Origin of the sequence: Arthrobacter sp. NPDC056886 (assembly GCF_042788715.1) — a bacterium.
Lineage (GTDB): Bacteria > Actinomycetota > Actinomycetes > Actinomycetales > Micrococcaceae > Arthrobacter.
This window is the reverse complement of record NZ_JBHUBT010000003.1, coordinates 57,231-75,785: the sequence shown is the minus strand read 5'-3', so window position 1 is coordinate 75,785 and position 18,555 is coordinate 57,231. Positions and strand designations below refer to the sequence as shown.

General features: G+C 67.7%; 18 protein-coding genes. 11 read left to right on the top strand and 7 right to left on the bottom strand.

The genetic code is table 11. From position 1 onward, the window contains the following. Window positions 1-172: 172 nt before the first annotated feature. The 5 genes from ACFRJ8_RS06105 to ACFRJ8_RS06085 all read left to right on the top strand — a co-directional run bounded on the left by ACFRJ8_RS06105 (window position 173) and on the right by ACFRJ8_RS06085 (window position 4,255). A complete protein-coding gene (locus ACFRJ8_RS06105; RefSeq protein WP_377985583.1) occupies window positions 173-1,663 on the top strand; it encodes a PspC domain-containing protein in 1,491 nt (496 codons plus the stop codon). 1 nt (window position 1,664) lies between these two features. Beyond that, window positions 1,665-1,928, top strand: a complete 264-nt coding sequence (locus tag ACFRJ8_RS06100) for a hypothetical protein (RefSeq protein WP_377985263.1) — start codon at window positions 1,665-1,667, stop codon at window positions 1,926-1,928. 3 nt (window positions 1,929-1,931) lie between these two features. Next, the gene (locus ACFRJ8_RS06095) at window positions 1,932-2,186 is read left to right on the top strand and encodes a PspC domain-containing protein (RefSeq protein ID WP_377985262.1); all 255 of its coding nucleotides are present in this window, start codon (window positions 1,932-1,934) and stop codon (window positions 2,184-2,186) included. Between the two features lie 209 nt (window positions 2,187-2,395). Continuing rightward, window positions 2,396-3,421 carry a 6-phosphofructokinase gene (locus tag ACFRJ8_RS06090; RefSeq protein ID WP_277526295.1) on the top strand — a complete coding sequence of 342 codons (1,026 nt, stop codon included), beginning with the start codon at window positions 2,396-2,398 and terminating at the stop codon, window positions 3,419-3,421. Between the two features lie 123 nt (window positions 3,422-3,544). Beyond that, on the top strand, window positions 3,545-4,255 hold the full coding sequence (locus ACFRJ8_RS06085; protein WP_377985261.1) for a GNAT family N-acetyltransferase: 711 nt from the start codon (window positions 3,545-3,547) through the stop codon (window positions 4,253-4,255). A gap of 17 nt (window positions 4,256-4,272) precedes the next feature. Here the strand turns inward: ACFRJ8_RS06085 and ACFRJ8_RS06080 are convergent, their stop codons facing one another. The 7 genes from ACFRJ8_RS06080 to ACFRJ8_RS06050 form a co-directional block, all read right to left on the bottom strand. After that, complete coding sequence (locus tag ACFRJ8_RS06080; protein WP_377985260.1) at window positions 4,273-5,853, bottom strand: MFS transporter; 1,581 nt, start codon at window positions 5,851-5,853, stop codon at window positions 4,273-4,275. A gap of 82 nt (window positions 5,854-5,935) precedes the next feature. Then, window positions 5,936-6,499, bottom strand: coding sequence for a PadR family transcriptional regulator (locus ACFRJ8_RS06075; RefSeq protein ID WP_377985259.1), 564 nt, complete (start codon window positions 6,497-6,499; stop codon window positions 5,936-5,938). Window positions 6,500-6,659: 160 nt separating this feature from the next. After that, window positions 6,660-7,100 carry an ankyrin repeat domain-containing protein gene (locus ACFRJ8_RS06070; RefSeq protein ID WP_377985258.1) on the bottom strand — a complete coding sequence of 147 codons (441 nt, stop codon included), beginning with the start codon at window positions 7,098-7,100 and terminating at the stop codon, window positions 6,660-6,662. Further along, window positions 7,097-8,179, bottom strand: coding sequence for a YgfZ/GcvT domain-containing protein (locus ACFRJ8_RS06065; protein WP_377985257.1), 1,083 nt, complete (start codon window positions 8,177-8,179; stop codon window positions 7,097-7,099). The genes ACFRJ8_RS06070 and ACFRJ8_RS06065 overlap by 4 nt, the downstream gene beginning before the upstream one ends. Window positions 8,180-8,275: 96 nt before the next feature. Next, window positions 8,276-9,022, bottom strand: a complete 747-nt coding sequence (locus ACFRJ8_RS06060; protein ID WP_377985582.1) for a flavodoxin family protein — start codon at window positions 9,020-9,022, stop codon at window positions 8,276-8,278. 68 nt (window positions 9,023-9,090) lie between these two features. Beyond that, window positions 9,091-9,705 (bottom strand): FABP family protein, encoded by a 615-nt coding sequence (locus tag ACFRJ8_RS06055; protein ID WP_277526301.1) that lies wholly within the window; start codon window positions 9,703-9,705, stop codon window positions 9,091-9,093. Between the two features lie 168 nt (window positions 9,706-9,873). Continuing rightward, complete coding sequence (locus tag ACFRJ8_RS06050) at window positions 9,874-10,608, bottom strand: permease (RefSeq protein ID WP_377985256.1); 735 nt, start codon at window positions 10,606-10,608, stop codon at window positions 9,874-9,876. 244 nt (window positions 10,609-10,852) lie between these two features. Between ACFRJ8_RS06050 and ACFRJ8_RS06045 the strand changes: the two genes are divergently transcribed. From ACFRJ8_RS06045 to ACFRJ8_RS06020, 6 genes are all read left to right on the top strand, one after another. Further along, complete coding sequence (locus ACFRJ8_RS06045) at window positions 10,853-11,551, top strand: response regulator transcription factor (RefSeq protein ID WP_277526303.1); 699 nt, start codon at window positions 10,853-10,855, stop codon at window positions 11,549-11,551. 432 nt (window positions 11,552-11,983) lie between these two features. Next, on the top strand, window positions 11,984-13,006 hold the full coding sequence (mshD, locus tag ACFRJ8_RS06040) for a mycothiol synthase (protein WP_377985255.1): 1,023 nt from the start codon (window positions 11,984-11,986) through the stop codon (window positions 13,004-13,006). An 87-nt stretch (window positions 13,007-13,093) separates the two neighbouring features. Then, window positions 13,094-15,358, top strand: a complete 2,265-nt coding sequence (locus ACFRJ8_RS06035) for an RNA degradosome polyphosphate kinase (protein ID WP_377985254.1) — start codon at window positions 13,094-13,096, stop codon at window positions 15,356-15,358. A gap of 11 nt (window positions 15,359-15,369) precedes the next feature. Beyond that, a complete protein-coding gene (locus tag ACFRJ8_RS06030) occupies window positions 15,370-16,347 on the top strand; it encodes an NUDIX domain-containing protein (RefSeq protein ID WP_377985253.1) in 978 nt (325 codons plus the stop codon). Window positions 16,348-16,443: 96 nt separating this feature from the next. Next, window positions 16,444-18,141, top strand: a complete 1,698-nt coding sequence (locus ACFRJ8_RS06025) for a hypothetical protein (RefSeq protein ID WP_377985252.1) — start codon at window positions 16,444-16,446, stop codon at window positions 18,139-18,141. Then, window positions 18,138-18,542 (top strand): GntR family transcriptional regulator, encoded by a 405-nt coding sequence (locus ACFRJ8_RS06020; RefSeq protein ID WP_377985251.1) that lies wholly within the window; start codon window positions 18,138-18,140, stop codon window positions 18,540-18,542. The genes ACFRJ8_RS06025 and ACFRJ8_RS06020 overlap by 4 nt, the downstream gene beginning before the upstream one ends. The last annotated feature ends 13 nt before the right edge of the window (window positions 18,543-18,555 follow it).

Below are 18,555 nucleotides of genomic sequence, written 5' to 3'. Positions count from 1 at the left end.
GCCCCGCGCCGGGAACGGGAAGGATCGAAGTATGAACCCGCACACTCCGCACCCCGATGAAGGCCCGGCCTCCGCAGACCGGCCGACCACGGATGGAACCTCCGCAGAACGTCCAGACTCAGAACTTCCGGACACCAAACGTCCGGACACAGAACGTCCGGACACTGAACTTCTGCACGCAGAGGCTCCGGACACAGAACGTTCAGCCACAAACCAGCCGGCCGGACCTCAGGCAGGCTCCGATCCGGTCGGCCCGTCGCCGACGGGGCCGCCGCCGCTAGAGCCCCCGCCGCTTTACCCGCCCGGCGACCCTAATGGACCGTTCCCCGCCCGAGAAACCCAGAATTTCTTCGACTGGATCCGCAGCCAGGGTATCTACCGCGGACGCGACCGCTGGATCGGCGGCGTGGCCAGCGGCATAGCACACCGGCTCGGCGTCGATCCCCTGATCATTCGCGGCGTCCTGATCGTCCTGACCGTCTTCGCCGGAATCGGCGTCCTCGCCTACGGTCTCGCCTGGGCGTTGCTGCCCGAACCTGACGGCCGCATTCACGTCCAGGAGGCCGCGGCAGGGCGGTGGACCGCCGGCATGACCGGCGCCCTCATCACCTCGGTTATCGGTTTCCCCAGCCTGGGCAGCGGTGTCTGGGGCTGGGACCGCTTCGGCTTTGGCGCCTTCGTCTGGACCGTCTTCTGGGTGGGCGGCGCCATCTACCTCGTCTACTACCTGACCCAGCGCAATAAGATCCGGAACGGAGCCACTCCCATGCCATCGCGTTACGAGTCCAGCAGCCCGGCCGGCGCCGCGACTTTTGCGGGCAGCTCCCGCACCGGCGCCGGGCAGCAGTCCGCTGACAGCTTCCCGCAGGGCGGCGGCCTGGCATATGGCCACCCCGTCGACGGCTCCGGAGTCTCCGGTTCCGGCCCGGACTGGGGTCCGCCCCCGCCGTCGGGCCCCATCCCGCCCGGGCCTGTTCCGCCCGGCGGGTATGGCCCGGGATCCGGGGCCACTCCGCCCCCTCCCGCCGCACCCCGCAGTCCTGGTCCCGGCACCCCGGCCGTCGCCATTACCGTCGGCTCCGCCCTCCTGGTGGGCGGCGGCATCAAGGCCCTCGACGCCGCCAACGTGATCGACCTCGGTGACGCCGGCAATGCCCTGGTCTGGGCCATCGGCGCGGCCATCCTGGGTCTCGGGATCCTGGTCGCAGGGTTGCGGGGCCGGACCTCCGGGATCCTGGGGTTCTTCGCGGTGGTGGCCCTGCTGATCGGCGCAATCTTCAGCGTGGTCCCGCACGGGGACCGGTTCCGTTTCCAGAACGCCGACTGGACGCCGTCGAGTATTGAACAGGCCAGCGGCGGCTTCGAAATCACCGGCGGCGCCGGAACCGTTGACTTGACCAAGCTGGCGCTGAATCCGCCCTTGGGCTCCGACGTCGTTGTTCCGATCGACGCCACGGCCAGCAACCTCACCGTCGTCATCCCCACCACCGTCCCCGTGCAGGTCCAGGCGGACATGACCATGGGTAACCTCCACGACGGCAACCAGGACCGCGGCGGCATGACGAAGCAGCAAACCGACTACAACGCCTCGCAGCCCGGCGCCCGGATGGTCCTGAAGATCTCCGGCACCGTCAGCAACGTGACCATCAAGGAAGGCAACTGACATGAGCAGCTATGACGACTCGCGGCCGGACGCCGCCGAGCAGGACCGGGAAGCGGGCTCCCCCGCCCGGGTGGGCACGGTGGTCTGGGGACTGACAGTGGTGGCACTGGCCGCGCTGATCATTATTTCCCGGCTCGGCATCGTGGCCCTCGACGGCACCTATGTCCTGATCGGCCTGATGATCGGAGCCGGTGCCGCCTTGATCGTGGGCGGCCTGGTCTCGGCACGCAGGCGTGACAATAGGCCAACGACAGGGAAGTCTTGAACCATGGATAAATTCTTCGACACCATCCGGGGCTTCGGCCTGAAACGTGGTCCGCAGCGTTGGCTTGGCGGCGTCTGCGGCGGAATTGCCGCCAAACTCAATGTTGATGTGGCCTATGTCCGGATCGCTTACCTGCTCCTGAGCCTGCTCCCCGGCCCGGCATTCGTGGTCTACATCGTGGCGTGGCTGCTCCTTCCGGACCAGCGCAACGCGATCGTCCTCGAAAGCTTCCTCTCGAAGCGTTCCTCCCGGCCCTGACGTCGATCACAGGCCGCAAACACAGGCCGTCCCGGCCCCGCGGCCTTGGGCCCGGTAGCTGCACCGCACCACGAAAGGGTGTCCCCGCTTGAAGGCGGGGGCACCCTTTTGTAACCGTTTGTGTCCTGCCCCACACGCGCCACTAGACTCTAGGTGAGCTCAGCGTAGCGCTCTGCCTGTACCCCTTCAAACCAGGATTTGAGCCAGACATGAAAATTGGAATCCTCACCAGCGGCGGAGACTGCCCCGGCCTGAACGCCGTCATCCGCGGCGCCGTCCTCAAGGGAATCGCGGTCCACGGCCAGCAGTTCGTGGGATTCAAGGATGGCTGGCGCGGCGTTGTTGAAGGCGACATCGTGGAGATTCCCCGCACCATGGTCCGCGGCATTGCCAAGCAGGGCGGCACCATCCTCGGCACGTCCCGCACCAACCCGTTTGAGAACGGCGGCGGCCCGGACGTCATCAAGGCCAACATGGACCGGCTCGGGATCGACGCCATCATCGCCATCGGCGGCGAAGGCACCCTGGCTGCCGCAAAGCGGCTCACCGACGCCGGCCTCAAGATCGTGGGCGTGCCCAAGACGGTCGACAACGACCTCGACGCCACGGACTACACCTTCGGCTTCGACACCGCCGTGGAAATCGCCACCGAGGCAATCGACCGGCTGCGCACCACCGGAGAGTCCCACCACCGCTGCATGATTGCTGAAGTCATGGGACGGCACGTGGGCTGGATCGCCTTGCACGCCGGCATGGCCTCCGGCGCCCACGCCATCCTGATCCCGGAGCAGAAGGCCTCCATGGAACAGATCGCCGAGTGGGTCATCTCCGCCCACGATCGTGGCCGCGCCCCGCTGCTAGTGGTCGCCGAGGGCTTCGTGCCCGAAGGCCAGGAGTCCCCGCACTCGGAACGCGGCCTGGACACCTTTGGCCGCCCGCGCCTCGGCGGCATCGCCGAAATGCTGGCGCCCGAGCTGGAGGCACGCACCGGCATCGAGACCCGCGCAACGGTCCTTGGCCACATCCAGCGCGGTGGCGTCCCGACGGCGTTCGACCGCGTCCTGGCCACCCGCCTGGGCATGGCGGCCATCGACTCGGTGGTGGAAAAGCGCTGGGGCACGATGGTGTCGCTGCACGGCACGGATATTGTGCACGTCGGATTCGACGCCGCGCTCGGCAACCTCAAGTCCGTGCCGCAGAGCCGCTACGACGAGGCCGCTGTCCTCTTCGGCTAAGCGGCCTCATCGGCCAAGCGGCTCGCAGGCCGGCCCGGATCAGGCCGCCGGATCGGGTGGACTGCACCGGGTCGACTTCACGATCCGGCCGGTAGCCCGGCCCCTGGTGGGTAGGGTTGATTCATGACTCTTGAGCCCGGTTCTGCTGAAATTGTCCAGCTTGCATGGGCGCGTCGCTTGGGGTTGGACGACGGCGCGTTCGCAGCTGCCGCCGGCGTACGGCTCACCCGGGCGGACGAGAGCGCCCGGACGGTGCAGTTCGTCCGCCTGTTCGGCAACTCCGCCCTGGTGGGCCCGCAATGGGCGCTGGACGCCGCCGTCGGTCTCGCCGACGAGGAACTGGCCCAGCACGTGACGCTCCTGACCATCACCCGCGGGCACGGCGGCCACGGGCTGGGCGCCGCCGCACTCTTTTTCGCCGACGACCTCCCCCTGCAGCAGCCCTCCGAGGAACTGACCGTCTCGCACGGGAACCCGGAAGCGATCGAGCTGGAGACGTTCTGCCCGCCCGATGACGTCAATGAGGTGGGCCTCGCCGAGCTCGAACACCGCTTCACTGTCCTGCATCTGGAAGACGGGCGCCGCACGCCCGTGGCCTGCGGGGCCTACACCGAGTGGGAAGGGCTCCTGGCCCACCTGGGCGTGCTCGTTGCGCCCGAATGGCGGCGCCGCGGTCTGGGCAAGCTGGCAGCCTCGATAGCCGCCCACGAAGCCCTGGCCGCCGGACTGACGCTGCAGTGGCGTTCAGAGGTCAGCAACAAAGGTTCGCTGGCCCTGGCCCGCAGCCTGGGTTTCTCCGCCGGCGGCATCCAGACCAGCGTGCTGCTGGGCTGATCCGGATGCCCGCCAGGCTAGCCGCGCTCCGCGGCGGCCTTCTCCGTGCCCGCACCGGCAGTCGCGCCGGCGCCTGAAACTGCATCGGAATCGGCGCCTGACTCCTTACCCTCAGCTGCGGCCGCGCCCGGCTCGCCCCAGCCTTGGACCGGCTTGGGCTTGGCAAAGAACAGCGCCACGGCAGCGCCGAGCAGGATGACCGCCGCCGGCAGCACGATGGATTGGGCCATCGCCGTCGAGAACCCCTCATGGAGCGCGTCGGGCAACGCACCGCCGAAGCCCATCGGGCTGGCGTCTGCGCCCTCTCCGGGCCGGGCGGGGAGCTCGGCCGCCAGCCGCGCCTGGATGAGGACGGCGATGGCGGCGCTGCCGAGCACGGCGCCGATCTGGCGTGTGGTGTTGTAGACGCCCGAGCCGGCGCCGGCCTGCCGCGGCGGCAGGTTGCGGGTGACGGTGGAGCTCAACGGAGCCCAAATGCCGGCATTGGCGAAGCCCAGCACTGCACTCGGCAGCAGGAACAGCGAGATGGGCGTGTCCGGGTGCATCAGCAGGGCATTCCAGAACAGCGCCACGGACATCAATACCAGGCCGGCCGCGGTGATGAATTTCGGATTGACCTTGTCGATGATCCGGCCGACGACGGGTGCGAGCCCGCCCGAGATCAGCGCCATCGGCACCATCATGAGCGCCGACTGCGTCGGCGTCAGGCCGCGAACGATCTGGTAGTAGAAAATCAACGGCAGGCTGAACGCCGTAACGGTGAAGCCCACGGTGGTGATCGCAATGTTTGCGAGCGAGAAGTTCCGGTCCTTGAAAAGGGACAGTGGCAACAGCGGTTCGCCCTTGTTAAACCGCTGCCACAGGACAAAGACCACCAGCACGGCGATGCCGCTGATGATCAGGCCCCAGACGGTGATGGGGCCGGCGATGGTGCCCCAGTTGTACGTCTCGCCCTCCTGGATGCCGAAGACCAGCAGGAACAGGCCGAGGGCGCTGAGCAGCACGCCGGGAATGTCGAACTTGTGCGGGTGGGTGGTCAGCGAAGGGACAAAACGCTGGGCGAGGATGAAGCCGGCAATCCCGACCGGGACGTTGATGAAGAAGATCCATTCCCAGCCGAGGCCGTCCACCAGCACCCCTCCGAGGATCGGGCCGACCAGGGTGGCGACGCCGGCGGTGGCGCCCCAGATGCCCATGGCGGCGCCGCGGCGGTCCGGGGGGAAGATCCGAGTGATGACGGCCATGGTCTGCGGCGTCATCATGGCAGCGCCGAGGCCCTGGACCACGCGGGCGCCAATGAGGGTCTGGACGTCGCCGGAGAGGCCGCACCACAGCGATGCCATGGTGAAGACGACGAGTCCGGACAGGTAGAGCTTCTTCGGTCCGAACCGGTCGCCGAGCCGGCCCGTGATGAGCAGCGGCACGGCATAGGCGAGCAGGTAGGCGCTGGTCACCCAGATCACCGAGTTGATGTCAGTGTTAAGGCCCTCCATGATGCTCGGATTGGCCACCGAGACGATGGTGGTGTCGATCAGGATCATGAAGAAGCCGATCACCAGGGACCAGAGTGCCGGCCATGGCCGGGCTACGTTTTCCATGGGGTTCCTTAGGGGCTGGCGTGAACGTTGGACGGACTAAGTGTTGGGGCGGCCGGGTCCCGGCCGGGGGTTCTGCAAGGGTTCACCACGGCAGTTCGCCGGAGCGGAGCTGGTCCTGAAGGCTGCGGATCCAGGCGATTTCGGCCTGCAGCGTGTACTGCTGGAACTGGACATCGATCCAGTACTTGCGCTCCACGCCTTTCTTCTTCAGCAGTTCCTCGCCGGAGACCAGGAAGTCGAGCTGCTCCTGCAACGCTTGGAGCCTCCGGTCGAGGAGTTCGACGACGACGCCAGCGGGCAGGTTGTAGGCCTCGGAGATGGCCAGCGGGAAGGACGGGTATTCGTTGACCGGGGCGGCGAGCATGTCCTGCAGCCACTTCGTGAACGCCGCACGGCCGCCTGCAGAGATCGTGTACGTGGTCCGCTCCGGGCGGTTGCCTCCCCGGTCCGTTCCCGTCGCTGCAACCAGGCCCTGCTCTTCGAGCCGCCCGACGGCGTGATAGAGCGTTCCTGGCCGGACCTTGACCAGCCGGTCCTCGTGCCGGGCGATCAGGAGCTGGTACATCTCGTAGGGATGCATCGGCTCTTCCACGAGCAGGGAGAGTGCGGCGACACCCAGCGGTGTCAGTGCGGTTGCCCGGGCCATGGTGCTGTCCTCTTCGGTCTAAAACTGTTTTCGTCGGCCTGAACGGCGATTACTCCACACCGATTATTCCACGTGGAGTATTTGGGGGCAATCTTCCCCGAATCCGTCCCGGCCGGCCCTCACCTTGGGGTGGCCGGACCTCGGTTTCGTCCGGGTTTCGTCAGCCGAGGAGGGCCAGGATCTCCGTGCGGGCGAACATTTGCGCGGCGGCCCGCGCTGTGGGGGTGCCGGCGTCGGGGTCGGCCCCGGCGTCCAACAGCTCCCGGGCGACGTCCGTGTAGCCCTTGAAAACGGCACCGGCCAGTGGCGTCTGCCCGCGGTCGTTGGGCGCGTTGGCGTCGCCTCCGTGATCCAGGATCAGCCGGACGGTGCCAGCGTGACCGTGGTAGGCCGCCAGCATGAGGAGGGAGTCGCCGGAAGAAGTGGTCAGCGTGGCCGGCGCGCCGGCGGCCAGATAGCTGCCCAACAGCGCGGAGTTGCCCTCACGGGCCGCGTCGAAGAGCGTGTGGGCCAGCGCCAGCGTCTCGTCGTCGGGCGCGGCGCCAGCGCTGTCCTGCGGGGACGAGCCCTGGGACGAGTCCAGCGGGGACTCGCCGCTCATCGGGTGCCCCGCAGGAAGCCGGTCTGGCGGCCCACTACCTGGCCTGCGTCGGGAGCCACAATGACTTCCTGGGCCGCGGCGTAGGGCTCGTCGCCGTCCAGCACGGTCAGGACGTCGGCCGGGGCGACGGAGCGTTTGATCACGGCCAGGGCCACCGGGCCCATTTCGTAGTGCTGCGCCACGGACGTCACGGTGCCCACCTTGCGGTCGCCGTTACGCACTTCACTGCCGGCGGCGGGCAGGGTGTGCTGGGAGCCGTCGAGCTGGAGGAACACGAGCCGCCGCGGCGGGTGGCCCAAATTGTGGACGCGGGCGATCGTCTCCTGGCCCTTGTAGCAGCCCTTGGCCAGGTGCACAGCGGTGCGGAGGAGGTCGAGCTCGTGCGGGATGGTCTTGTCGTCGGTTTCCGCGCCCCATCGGGGCCGCCACGCGGCAATCCGCAGCGCTTCTGAAGCCAGGGTGCCGGCGAGGGCGCGCTCGCCAACCGTCGCGACCAGATCAGCCGCGGGGACGAGGTACTCGAACCACGGCCGTTCCAGTCCGGGGTGGGCGTCCTCGCCCACCACCGCGTAGGAGTAGCCGCCGGCACCGACATGCGGCCACGGGTCTTCCCAGACCTGCAGTGCAGACCATTCGGGGATGCGCTGGGTGGAGCCGAGCACGGCCCAGTCCGCGGAGACATCGGCGATCTCGACCCGGAGCATGAACTTCATCTTGTTCAGCCATTCGGCGAGCGGGCCGGCCTCGGCTCCCTCGACGATCAGCCAGGTGGTTGCGCCGTCGTCCACCACCCGGGCGTCGAACTCGATCCGGCCCTGCACGCTCAGCAACAGCAGTTCGGTGGACTGGCCGGGGGCCAGGGAAGTGAGCTGCTGGGAGGACAGGGTGTTGAGCCAGCTGAGGCGGTCCGGCCCGATGACCGCGACCACGCCGCGGTTTGAGAGATCCACGACGGCGTTGCCGGCAGCCAGCGCCCGCTGCTCCCGGAGCGGCTCGCCATAGTGGGCGGCGACGCCGGCGTCGGGACCGCCGGCCTCAACCGCGGCCGGGCGCGACAACAGGGGGCTTTTGATAGTCATATTGAAGGGAACGTCCTTAGCTCTGCGCGTATTCCGGCCCCGGCATAGAGTGTCGGGGGTTGCCGGGGTCTTGCCGGACTGTGGGGCCAGCCGGCCCTAGCGGTATTCCGGGTTTTCAAAGTCGAAGCGGGTGCCGGCCTTCCAGGCGTCCGGGAGGTTTCCGTAGGCGGGAATGCCGCCGGCGTCCTTGAGCGTCCGTGCCAGGTGCAGCATGTTCCAGGTCATAAAGGTGGTGTTGCGGTTCGTGAAATCGCTCTCCGGACCGCCGGAACCCTCGTCGAGATAGCTGGGTCCGGGCCCCACGGGGCCGATCCACCCGGCATCGGCCTGCGGTGGGATGGTGAAGCCGATGTGCTGGAGGCTGTACAGGACGTTCATGGCACAGTGCTTGATCCCGTCCTCGTTGCCGGTGATGAGGCAGCCGCCCACTTTCGGATAAAAGGCCCACTGGCCCTTCGCGTTCAGCTGCCCGGAGTGGGCGTAGAGGCGCTCGATGAGTTTCTTGGTCTGCGAGGAGTTGTCCCCCAGCCAGATGGGCCCGGCGACGACGACGATGTCCGCTTCCTGGACGGCCGGGTAGAGTTCCGGCCATTCATCGGTGGCCCAGCCGTGTTCGCGCATGTCCGGATAGACACCGCTGGCGATGTCGTGATCCACCGTGCGGATCACCCGGGTGGTGACGCCCTGCTTTTCCATGATCCGGCGGCTGACCTCGATCAGTCCCTGGGTGTTGGACTCATCCGGGGACTTCTTGAGGGTGCCGTTGAAGTACACGGCCTTGAGGTCGGCGTAGCTGGCGTCACCGGCGTCGCTGTTGGGGGCTGTTCTGGTGCCTGTGCTCATGGCTTCGTCGCTCACGGCTTTTCTCCTGGGTCGATGCTGACAACGGAAAAATCAGTGAACCCGGGCCTTTAGCCTACTTTGGCGAGGATGGCCGAGGCGTGGGCTTCCAGGCCGCCGCCGGACGCCGAGTTCTTGCCGGTGGCCACGTCCCAGCGCCACAGCAGGTTCCCTTCCACCAGCCCGAAGATCCGGGTGGCCGCCGTGTACTCCTTGGAGTGGCTGCCGCGCATCACCATATCGGTGCTGAGCTGGATCTGGGGTCCCTTGATCTGGCCGTAGTACAGCTCAGAGATCCCGCCGGGGTGGGCGATGGAGACCGAGATGTCGAAGCCCCCGTCGCTGTTGCGCAGGGCCTCCACCTCGTCGGCGCTCCTGAGCACCGGGACGATGTCCGCCGGGATCAGGCCGGGGCCGCCGTCCTCCTCGCGCTGCTTGCGTTCGAGGGCCCAGAAGCCGGTCTCGACAGTCAGGGGACGCAGCTTGGTGCCCTCATCGTCAGTCAGCCAACTCTCGGCGCGGTACTGCAGGTACGGCAGGCCGTTGTGCGTAAACGACACGTGCTGCAGGAAGTGCTCGGAGTCCTCGTCCCCGGCCCCCAGCCGGCCGCGGCCCTCCCACTCACCAATGAGCCAGGACAGCGGAACGATTTCGGGGGTCAGATCAGTAGGGATTTCAATCGGCACAGCATCTACCTCTGGAAGCTACGGGGTCTGGAACGTGTTACTTCTGGCCTTTGAAGAGGCGGTACACGACAAAGCCGGCAAACCACGCCATGGACAGGCTGGCCACGCCAAGCAGGACAAGGAAGAAGATCTCATATGCAAGTACGGACATGATGACCATCCTAACCCTTAGTAGATGAGTAGTTTGTCTATGAAGTAGGCCAGGGAACCGACCGCCGACACCGGCCCCAGGCCCATGCCCACGGCCGCCAAAACGTTCAGGCTCTCACCGCTGAGGATGACGAGTCGGCGGAAACTTACCAGAACCGCGCCCACTACGACGCCGGCGATCGCGGCCGGCAGCACGGCGATGTCGGAGAACACCAGGCCTGCCAGCGGCCCGGCGAGCCCCGCGGCCACGATGCCCAGCGGCGCCACGATCCGGTCAGGCCAGCGAATCAGCCCCGCCAGCAGGGCAATGGCCGCGCTGACGGCGGCGACGAGAATCATTTCGCGGACGCCGTTGAAGCGCGAGCTGGCAATCCAGCCGGCGCCCAGGCAGGACAGCAGGACACCGGAGCACGAGCCCAGGGTGGATTCGAGCCGCTGGGCCTGCCCGGTGCCCCGGATCAGTTGCATGACGAAGATGGCCATGACCCCGACCGCCATGAACGACGGCGTCCAGTCCAGGAAGCCGGGAGCCGGCAGATAGGTCGCAGCCACGGCCGACCCCACGCCGGGCAGGCCAATCAAGGCCGCGAGAGTCTTCTTCGCGGGGATGCCAAGAAAGTAAGGCCAGCCGACACCAATGCCGACGGCGAAGAGGACCGCGACGGCCAGGAGGACCTCGGGCGAGGCGTAGGCGCCGGCAACTATGGCCGCGAGGCCGGCCAGGCCGATGATCCCGACGCTCCACGGCTTCACTGTCTACTCGCCATCGGCAGACCCACCATGGTTCGTACCTTCGCTCACTGCGGACCCCAATTCGACTCGGCTCAATTTCAACGGGCCGCGGGCCCTGACGATTCAATCCTGCCTTATATGAACGATATGTGTCGCAAAAGCAGTGGCCGGAGGTGACGGGACCATGGCCGGAATGCGGCCTTTAGGTATACTCGGGATCAGCAACAAGACGCCCAATGATGCGCGGACACCCCTTGGAGGAACAATGTCGCACATCCTGCTATTGACGAACAGCACCGGAACATCAGTGGACGTCCTGCCTGCTCTGGAACTGCTGAACCACCGGGTGCATATCCTGCCGGCCGAACCCACCGCGCTGCTTGAGACCGACCCCTGCGACATCGTCCTGCTGGATGCCCGCAAAGATCTGGTCGGCGCACGCTCCCTCACCCAGCTGCTCAAGGCCACAGGCCTCAGCGCCCCTTTGATGCTGATCCTCACCGAGGGCGGTATGGCCGCCGTCTCCTCGGCGTGGGCCGTGGACGACATCCTGTTGGAATCCGCTGGCCCCGCCGAAGTCGAAGCCAGGATCCGCCTCGGCGTCGCGCGCGCCGTGCCGGACAAGGAGGACGTGCCGACCGAGATCCGGGCCGCCGGCGTCGTCATTGACGAGGCGAGCTACACCGCACGGGTCAACGGCGCCGCGCTCAACCTGACCTTCAAGGAATTTGAGCTGCTGAAGTACCTGGCCCAGCACCCCGGCCGGGTGTTCACCCGACAGCAGCTGCTGACCGAAGTCTGGGGCTACGACTACTACGGCGGCACCCGCACCGTGGACGTCCATGTCCGGCGGCTGCGCGCCAAACTGGGCGCCGACCATGAGAACCTGATCAGCACCGTCCGCAACGTCGGCTACCGCCTGACCCTGGTCCGCCAGCCCGAGGACGAACTCACCGAGGCCTGAGCGCACCACGCCCGCACGAACCCGGAAGCACTGCCCGCCGGTCACTGCCCGGGGCGCCTTCGGACATAACTGCGCCCCTCGGATCCGGTGTCCGCGGCGTGTCCCGTCAAAGTGCCCCCGGACCGCATAACCCTGCCACAAAAGCGGGGTTAACGCAGAAGGCCCCTGACACTGGAATCCAGAGTTCGGGGCCTTCTTGTGCACCGGTCGGCACACAAACTTATTTGATTAAGCATTCTCAGTGGAGGACATACGGGTCGAACGTATCGAGGCCACCCCAGTGGTGGATCCCCCTCGCATCTGGCGCAACGCCGGACGAGATAACGACTATACACAGCCGTCCGGAGTTCAACAAAATCGGCAGCCGGTGGCCGGGCACCCGATACCTTGCCCCAACCCGATAGCCTTGCGCCAACCCGATAGCCTTGCACCATGAGCCCTGCGCACCCGGAAAACTGGCCCGTGCTTGCTGTCAAAGGAACCGTGGACAGCAAGCTGCTGCGGGATGTCGCCGCCCTTGTCGCCGCCGCGGAGGAGTCCGACGGCAATCCGCCGCTGTCCGAACAGACCCTTGTCACGCTCCGCGCCGCCGAGGCGGGCGGGCATTCGGTCTTGGCCCTGGCCCTCTACGCCCCGGACGAGAAGTTGGATCCGGCCACGGCGCAGGACCTCGCCGGCGTCGCCGTTGTCATTGGGGAACCCGACGGCACGGGAATCCTCGAGATCGCCGTCCACCCCAGCTACCGCAACCAGGGCGTGGGCGACCGCCTGGTGCGCGAACTGAAAAGCGTCCGCGGCTTCGCGGGCCTGAAAGCCTGGTCCCACGGAAACCACGAGGCCGCGGCGGACCTCGCGGCCCGCTACGGCTACGGCGCCGTCCGCGAGCTGTGGAAAATGCGGCTGATGACGGCAGCGGCGGCCCTGCCGGAGGTCCAGCTCCCAGAGGGCGTACAGCTCCGCACTTTTGTGCCCGGCCGGGACGAGGACGCCTGGCTGGCCGCCAACAAGGCCGCCTTTGCCCACCACCCGGAGCAGGGCAACATGACGCGCGCCGATCTGGACGCACGAATGGCCGAACCCTGGTTTGATCCCGCAGGCTTCCTGCTGGCTGTGGACGCGGCGGACCGGCTCCTGGGGTTCCATTGGACCAAGGTGCACCCCCGGCACGGTGATCACCCCGCGATCGGGGAGGTCTATGTGGTGGGCGTGACCCCGGATGCCCAGGGCTCCGGACTGGGCAAGGCCCTCACCGTCGCCGGCATCAGGCATCTGCAGGACCTCGGGCTCCGGGCGGTCATGCTCTACGTCGACGCCGACAACGCGCCCGCCGTCGCCCTCTACCGCCGGCTCGGATTCACGCGCTGGGATGTCGATGTCATGTACGCGCCGCTGCCGCAGCAGCAATCACCGGCCGTCACCCCCGCGCCCGACGGCGTTAGTCAAGTCGGCGGATGACCGCCCGGACCGCGCCGCAATCTGGGTCATCCGGCCATGATTGCTTGTAAGGTTGAAGCTACATCGCGCCAGCATTGAGGAGACCCTATGCCACGGGATACTGCCCGGACATCCACGTCTGAACCAGCAACGCCGGAAAAGCGGGCGCGTCCGGTACGTGCGCGCTTTGGCTCCTCCGAAGTGCCGGCCTCACGCGCCACCCAGGACCGGATCGACATTCCGGAGTTCGCGCCGAACCTGGAACCGGAGGGCGACATCCGCCCCGACCGGTTCCTGGACCGGGAGCTGAGCTGGCTCGCGTTCAACGCCAGGGTCCTGGAACTGGCCGAGGACCCCAACTTGTACCTGCTGGAGCGGGTCAGCTTTCTGTCCATCTTTGCTTCCAACCTGGACGAGTTCTTCATGGTCCGGGTGGCCGGGCTGAAGCGGCGGATCGCCACGGGCCTCGCCGTCCCCTCCCCCGCCGGGCTGAGCCCCATGCAGGTTTTGGAGCAGATCGGCGAGGAAGCCCACCGCCTCCAGCAGCGCCACGCCCGGGTCTATGCCGAACAGATCCGTCCCGCCCTTGCGTACGAGCACATCCACCTCATGCACTGGGAGGAACTCGACTCCCAGGCCAAGGACCAGCTCAGTGCCATGTTCGCGGAAAAGGTCTTCCCGATCCTGACGCCGCTGGCCGTGGATCCGGCGCACCCGTTCCCCTACATCTCCGGGCTGTCCCTGAACCTCGCCGTGGTGGTCCGCAACCCGGTCAGCGACAAGGAACTCTTCGCCCGTGTCAAGGTCCCTGACCAGCTCCCGCGGCTGATCTCCATCGACGGCGCCCGCGCCGGCTCCGTTCCCGGGCGTGTGGCACGGTTCATCGCGCTCGAAGAAGTCATCGCCGTACACCTGGACCAGCTGTTCGCCGGCATGGAAGTCCTGGAGCACCACATCTTCCGCGTGACCCGCAACGAGGACGTCGAGGTGGAAGAGGACGACGCCGAGAACCTCCTGCAGGCGTTGGAGAAGGAACTCCTGCGCCGCCGGTTCGGCCCGCCGGTCCGGCTCGAGGTCACCAATGACATCAACCCGAACATCCGGGCCCTGCTGATCCGCGAGCTCGGCGTCGAGGAATCCGAGGTCTACTCCGTCCCGGCACCGCTGGACCTCCGCGGGCTCTCGGTGATTGCCGGGATCGACCGGGCGGACCTGCACTACCCCAAGCACGTCCCGCACACCTCGCGGCACCTCAACGAATCGGAAACCTCCAAGGCGGCCAACGTCTTTGCCGCCATGCGGCGCCGGGACATCCTCCTGCACCACCCGTACGATTCGTTCTCCACGTCCGTCCAGGCGTTCCTGGAGCAGGCGGCCGCGGACCCCAAGGTCCAAGCCATCAAGCAGACCCTGTACCGCACCTCCGGGGACTCCCCGATTGTCGATGCCCTGATCGATGCCGCCGAGGCCGGCAAGCAGGTCCTGGCCCTCGTGGAGATCAAGGCCCGCTTCGATGAGCAGGCCAACATCTCCTGGGCCCGGAAACTGGAACAGGCCGGCGTCCACGTGGTGTACGGCATTGTGGGCCTGAAGACCCACTGCAAGCTTTCTCTCGTGGTACGCCAGGAAGTGGACGGGCTGCGCCGCTACTGCCACATCGGCACCGGCAACTACCACCCGCGCACGGCCCGCTACTACGAGGACCTGGGCCTGCTGACGGCGAACGAACAGGTCGGCGAAGACCTCTCGAAGCTGTTCAACCAGCTCTCCGGCTACGCGCCGAAGTCCACATTCAAGCGGCTGCTCGTGGCGCCGCGCTCGGTCCGGTCCGGGCTGATCGACAGGATCGAAACCGAAATCAGGAACGCCCGCGCCGGCATCGCCGCCCGCGTCCAGATCAAGGTCAACTCGATGGTGGATGAGGCCATCATCGATTCCCTGTACCGTGCGTCCCAGGCCGGCGTGCAGGTGGACGTCATTGTCCGCGGCATCTGCTCCCTGCGGCCCGGCGTTCCCGGCCTGAGCGAGAACATCACGGTCCGCTCCGTGCTGGGCCGCTTCCTGGAGCACTCCCGCGTCTTCGCCTTCGCCAATGCCGGCGACCCGGTGGTCTACATCGGTTCGGCCGACATGATGCACCGCAACCTCGACCGCCGGGTGGAGGCCCTCGTGCAGCTGGCGAGCGGCGACGACACGAGCTATGTCCTGGATCTGCTCAACCGCTACATGGATCCGGAAACCGCCAGCTGGCATTTGGACCGGCAGGGCGAATGGACCCGCCATCACCTGGCAGAAGACGGCCAGAACCTCAAGGACGTCCAGTCCTGGCTGCTCGCTTCCCGGTCCCGCCAGCGCTCGACCAGCCTGCGGTAGGGATCGTGAGTGTGAGCAGCGATGCACTGGTTGTGGACCAGACGGACCATCCCGGCGAAGAGATTGCCGTTACGGCCGCGGGCGCCATTCCCTGGCGCCTCAATTCGGCCACCCAGGACCAGCTCGAGGTCCTGCTGATCCACCGCCCTCGGTATGACGACTGGTCCTGGCCCAAAGGCAAAATCGACCCCGGCGAGACCATCCCGGAGTGCGCAGTCCGCGAGGTGGAGGAGGAGATCGGACTCACCGCTCCCCTGGGAATCCCGCTTCCGCCCATCCACTATCATGTGGCGGCCGGGCTGAAGGTGGTCCACTACTGGGCCGTCGACGTCGACGGCGCTGCATTGTTGCCCGACGGGAGTGAAGTCGACTCCGTCATGTGGTGCCCGCCCGAGAAGGCAGCCCGCCTCCTGAGCAACCCGAGCGACATCGAACCGCTCCAGCACCTCGTGAACGCGCACGACCGCGGGGAACTGGGGACCTGGCCGCTGCTGATCGTGCGCCACGCGAAGGCCAAGCCGCGCTCGTCGTGGTCCAAAGCCGAGGGCGACCGCCCGCTGGCAGCTACCGGCATGCGGCAGGCGCAGGCGGTGGGGCGGCTCCTGCAGGCGTGGAAGCCCGCGCGGATCGTTTCAAGTCCGTGGCTGCGCTGCGTGGCCACCATCGCACCGTACGCAAAGGCGGCCGACGCCAAGGTGAAGCTCAACGAGGCCCTCACCGAGCACCGGCACGGGCGCAGCCCGCAGAAGACGGCCGCCGTGGTCGAGGCGCTGTTCGACAAGCAGCGGGCCGTGGCCGTGTGCACGCACCGCCCGGCGCTGCCGACCGTCTTGAAGCAACTCGCCAAGCACATGAACTCCCGCCTGCGGGATCTGCTGCCGTCCTCGGACCCGTACCTGGCACCGGGCGAGATCGTGGTCTGCCATGTGGCGCGCGGCAGCAAGCACAAAGTGGTTGCGGTGGAGCGTTTCAAGCCGTTCGACGACTAAGGTCCTTGACCCCCGGGGCCCCCGAGCCTAGTTTGTATCAAGAGCCTAGTTTGTATCAATAGGTTGGTACATTACTGCTGAATCTTGGGGGATTCCATGCCGGTCCTGTTCTACCTGCCGCCGATGCTGCTGCTCGGCCCGGCAATCGCGGCACTGCTCGTCTACGCCGTGCTGCGGTGGGTGATCTGGCCGCCCGGGGCCGGAACCTCGCCGCAGAGCGTATCGGAACACGGGCTGTGGGTGGGTGTGATCGGCTGGTTGACGAGCTCGCTCCAGGGTGCCATGACTCTTGGCATCATCCCTGCCAATCCGTCAGCGGCAGTTTCCATGGTGAACGCCGAGGCGATCGTCCCGGCCCTGGCATGGCCGGTCCTGGGCTGCCTGACCGTGCATGCCTTGGGCCAGGTCAGTTACCCGGGTCCGCGGCGGATGCGGCGGGAGGCCGTGCTGTCCGTGCGGCGCATCAGGGACTTCCTGCCCCGCAGGCTGGCACTGACCACGGCTGCGATCTTCGTCTCGGCCGCCGCGGCCATCGCCCGGACCGCCACGCTGCCCGGATTCGCCGCCGTGGCTCCCAGCGTTGTCAGCGACGGCCCGGAAAATTACGACAACAGCGGCAACTCCGACGACGTCGGCAACTCCGACTACTACTACACCGGCGGCGGCGACGGCCGCATCCCCGGACCGGAGGAGGCCGCCTGGCTCGGCGGCGCGCTGCTGGTGCTGGCCGTCGGGACGTGGCTGGTTTTGTGGCTGATCGCCCGCCGCCGCCAGCTGGAGTCCCTCGACGCCGCCGACAACGCTGTACTGCGGACCATCGCGATGAACCGGCTGCTGCGCACCGTGTCGACGGTGGCTGCCGGGCTGGCAGTGATCGCGGGGAACTTCGCGTCCCGCCCCGATCCTGCACAGGGGGTGACGTCGTGGTCGAACTTCGCCGGCCTCGCGGCCACCGTGGTCCTCCTCGTCATGTGGTGGTGGCGCCCCCCTCGGCTCGCGGCCGCCGGCCTGGGTGTCCGGAACCGGCCGGAATCAGGGGTTGCCACTGGCCGCCAGCACCCGGCTGCCAGGCTGGTCTCGTCCCTCGGGGCCCTGCTGGGCCTGGCCGCCGCGGTGCCGCTGGCCGCGGCCGCCTTCCTCTCCCCGCTCCTCACGGCCGCCGGCAGCTACGGACTTGCGGGCGTCGTGGCGCTAACCGCCGCTTCCGTGCTGCTGGTCATTGCCGCCGGCGAGTTCCTGGTGCAGCGCAACTACGGCAGTCCCGAAGCGCCGCGCGGCTGGCCGCGGCAACCGGTGAGCCCCGCACTGCTGACCACGGCTGTCCTGGCGCTGCTCGCCTTCCTTGCCGTCCTGAGTGTTACGGCGGCGGGGCAGGCGCGCCTCGCCGAAGGCCCGGGCTGGGTGCCGGCCGGGCTGCTCACGGTCGGAGCATGCGCTGCCTCCCTGCCCGCGTTCCTCACGGCCAGGTCCCGCCACGGTGTCCGCGACGCCCCGCCCGGCCTGGACGCCGCCCTGCGCGCGATCACCCTCCACCGGACCGTGCGCACCCTCGCAGCCACCCTCACCGCCCAGGCCGCAGCACTGCTGCTGACCCAGAGCCAGGCGTGGGCGGCAGTGTTCGGGCCAGACGCGTTCGGGACCGTCGATCCGGCCGCCGCAACGTGGTGGCCGGCAACCCTGGCGGGCTCCGTCCTGGGCGCCGCGGCCCTGGTCATCGCCGTCATCCCGGTCCGAACGCTGGCCCGGGCACGGACCATTCAGTCCCGGCGGCCGGATAAGGAGCCCGCCACGTGAGCGCAGGGATCTCCGTCAACCTGCGATCCCCCGTTCCCCCCTTCGAACAGATCCGGGCGCAGATCGCGTCCCTCATCACCGTCGGGACGCTGGCACCGGGAACCCGGCTGCCGACAGTCCGCAGCCTGGCGTCGGACCTGGGTCTAGCGGCCGGGACAGTCGCGCGGGCCTACAAGGAACTCGAACTGGCGGGACTGACCGAAACCCGGCGGCGCAACGGCACGGTGGTCGCGGGGGCGCCTGCCCTGCCGGCCCGTCCGGTCGCCCCGGGGCGCGGGACTGCCACCGCGGCGGTAATCGCCGCCGTCGACCGCGTCATTGCGGAAGGCCGCAGTGCCGGGCTGGACGACGCCGCCTTGCTGGAGATCCTCCGGGCGAGGCAGGGATGGTCACACGAATAAGGGAGCCGGCGAG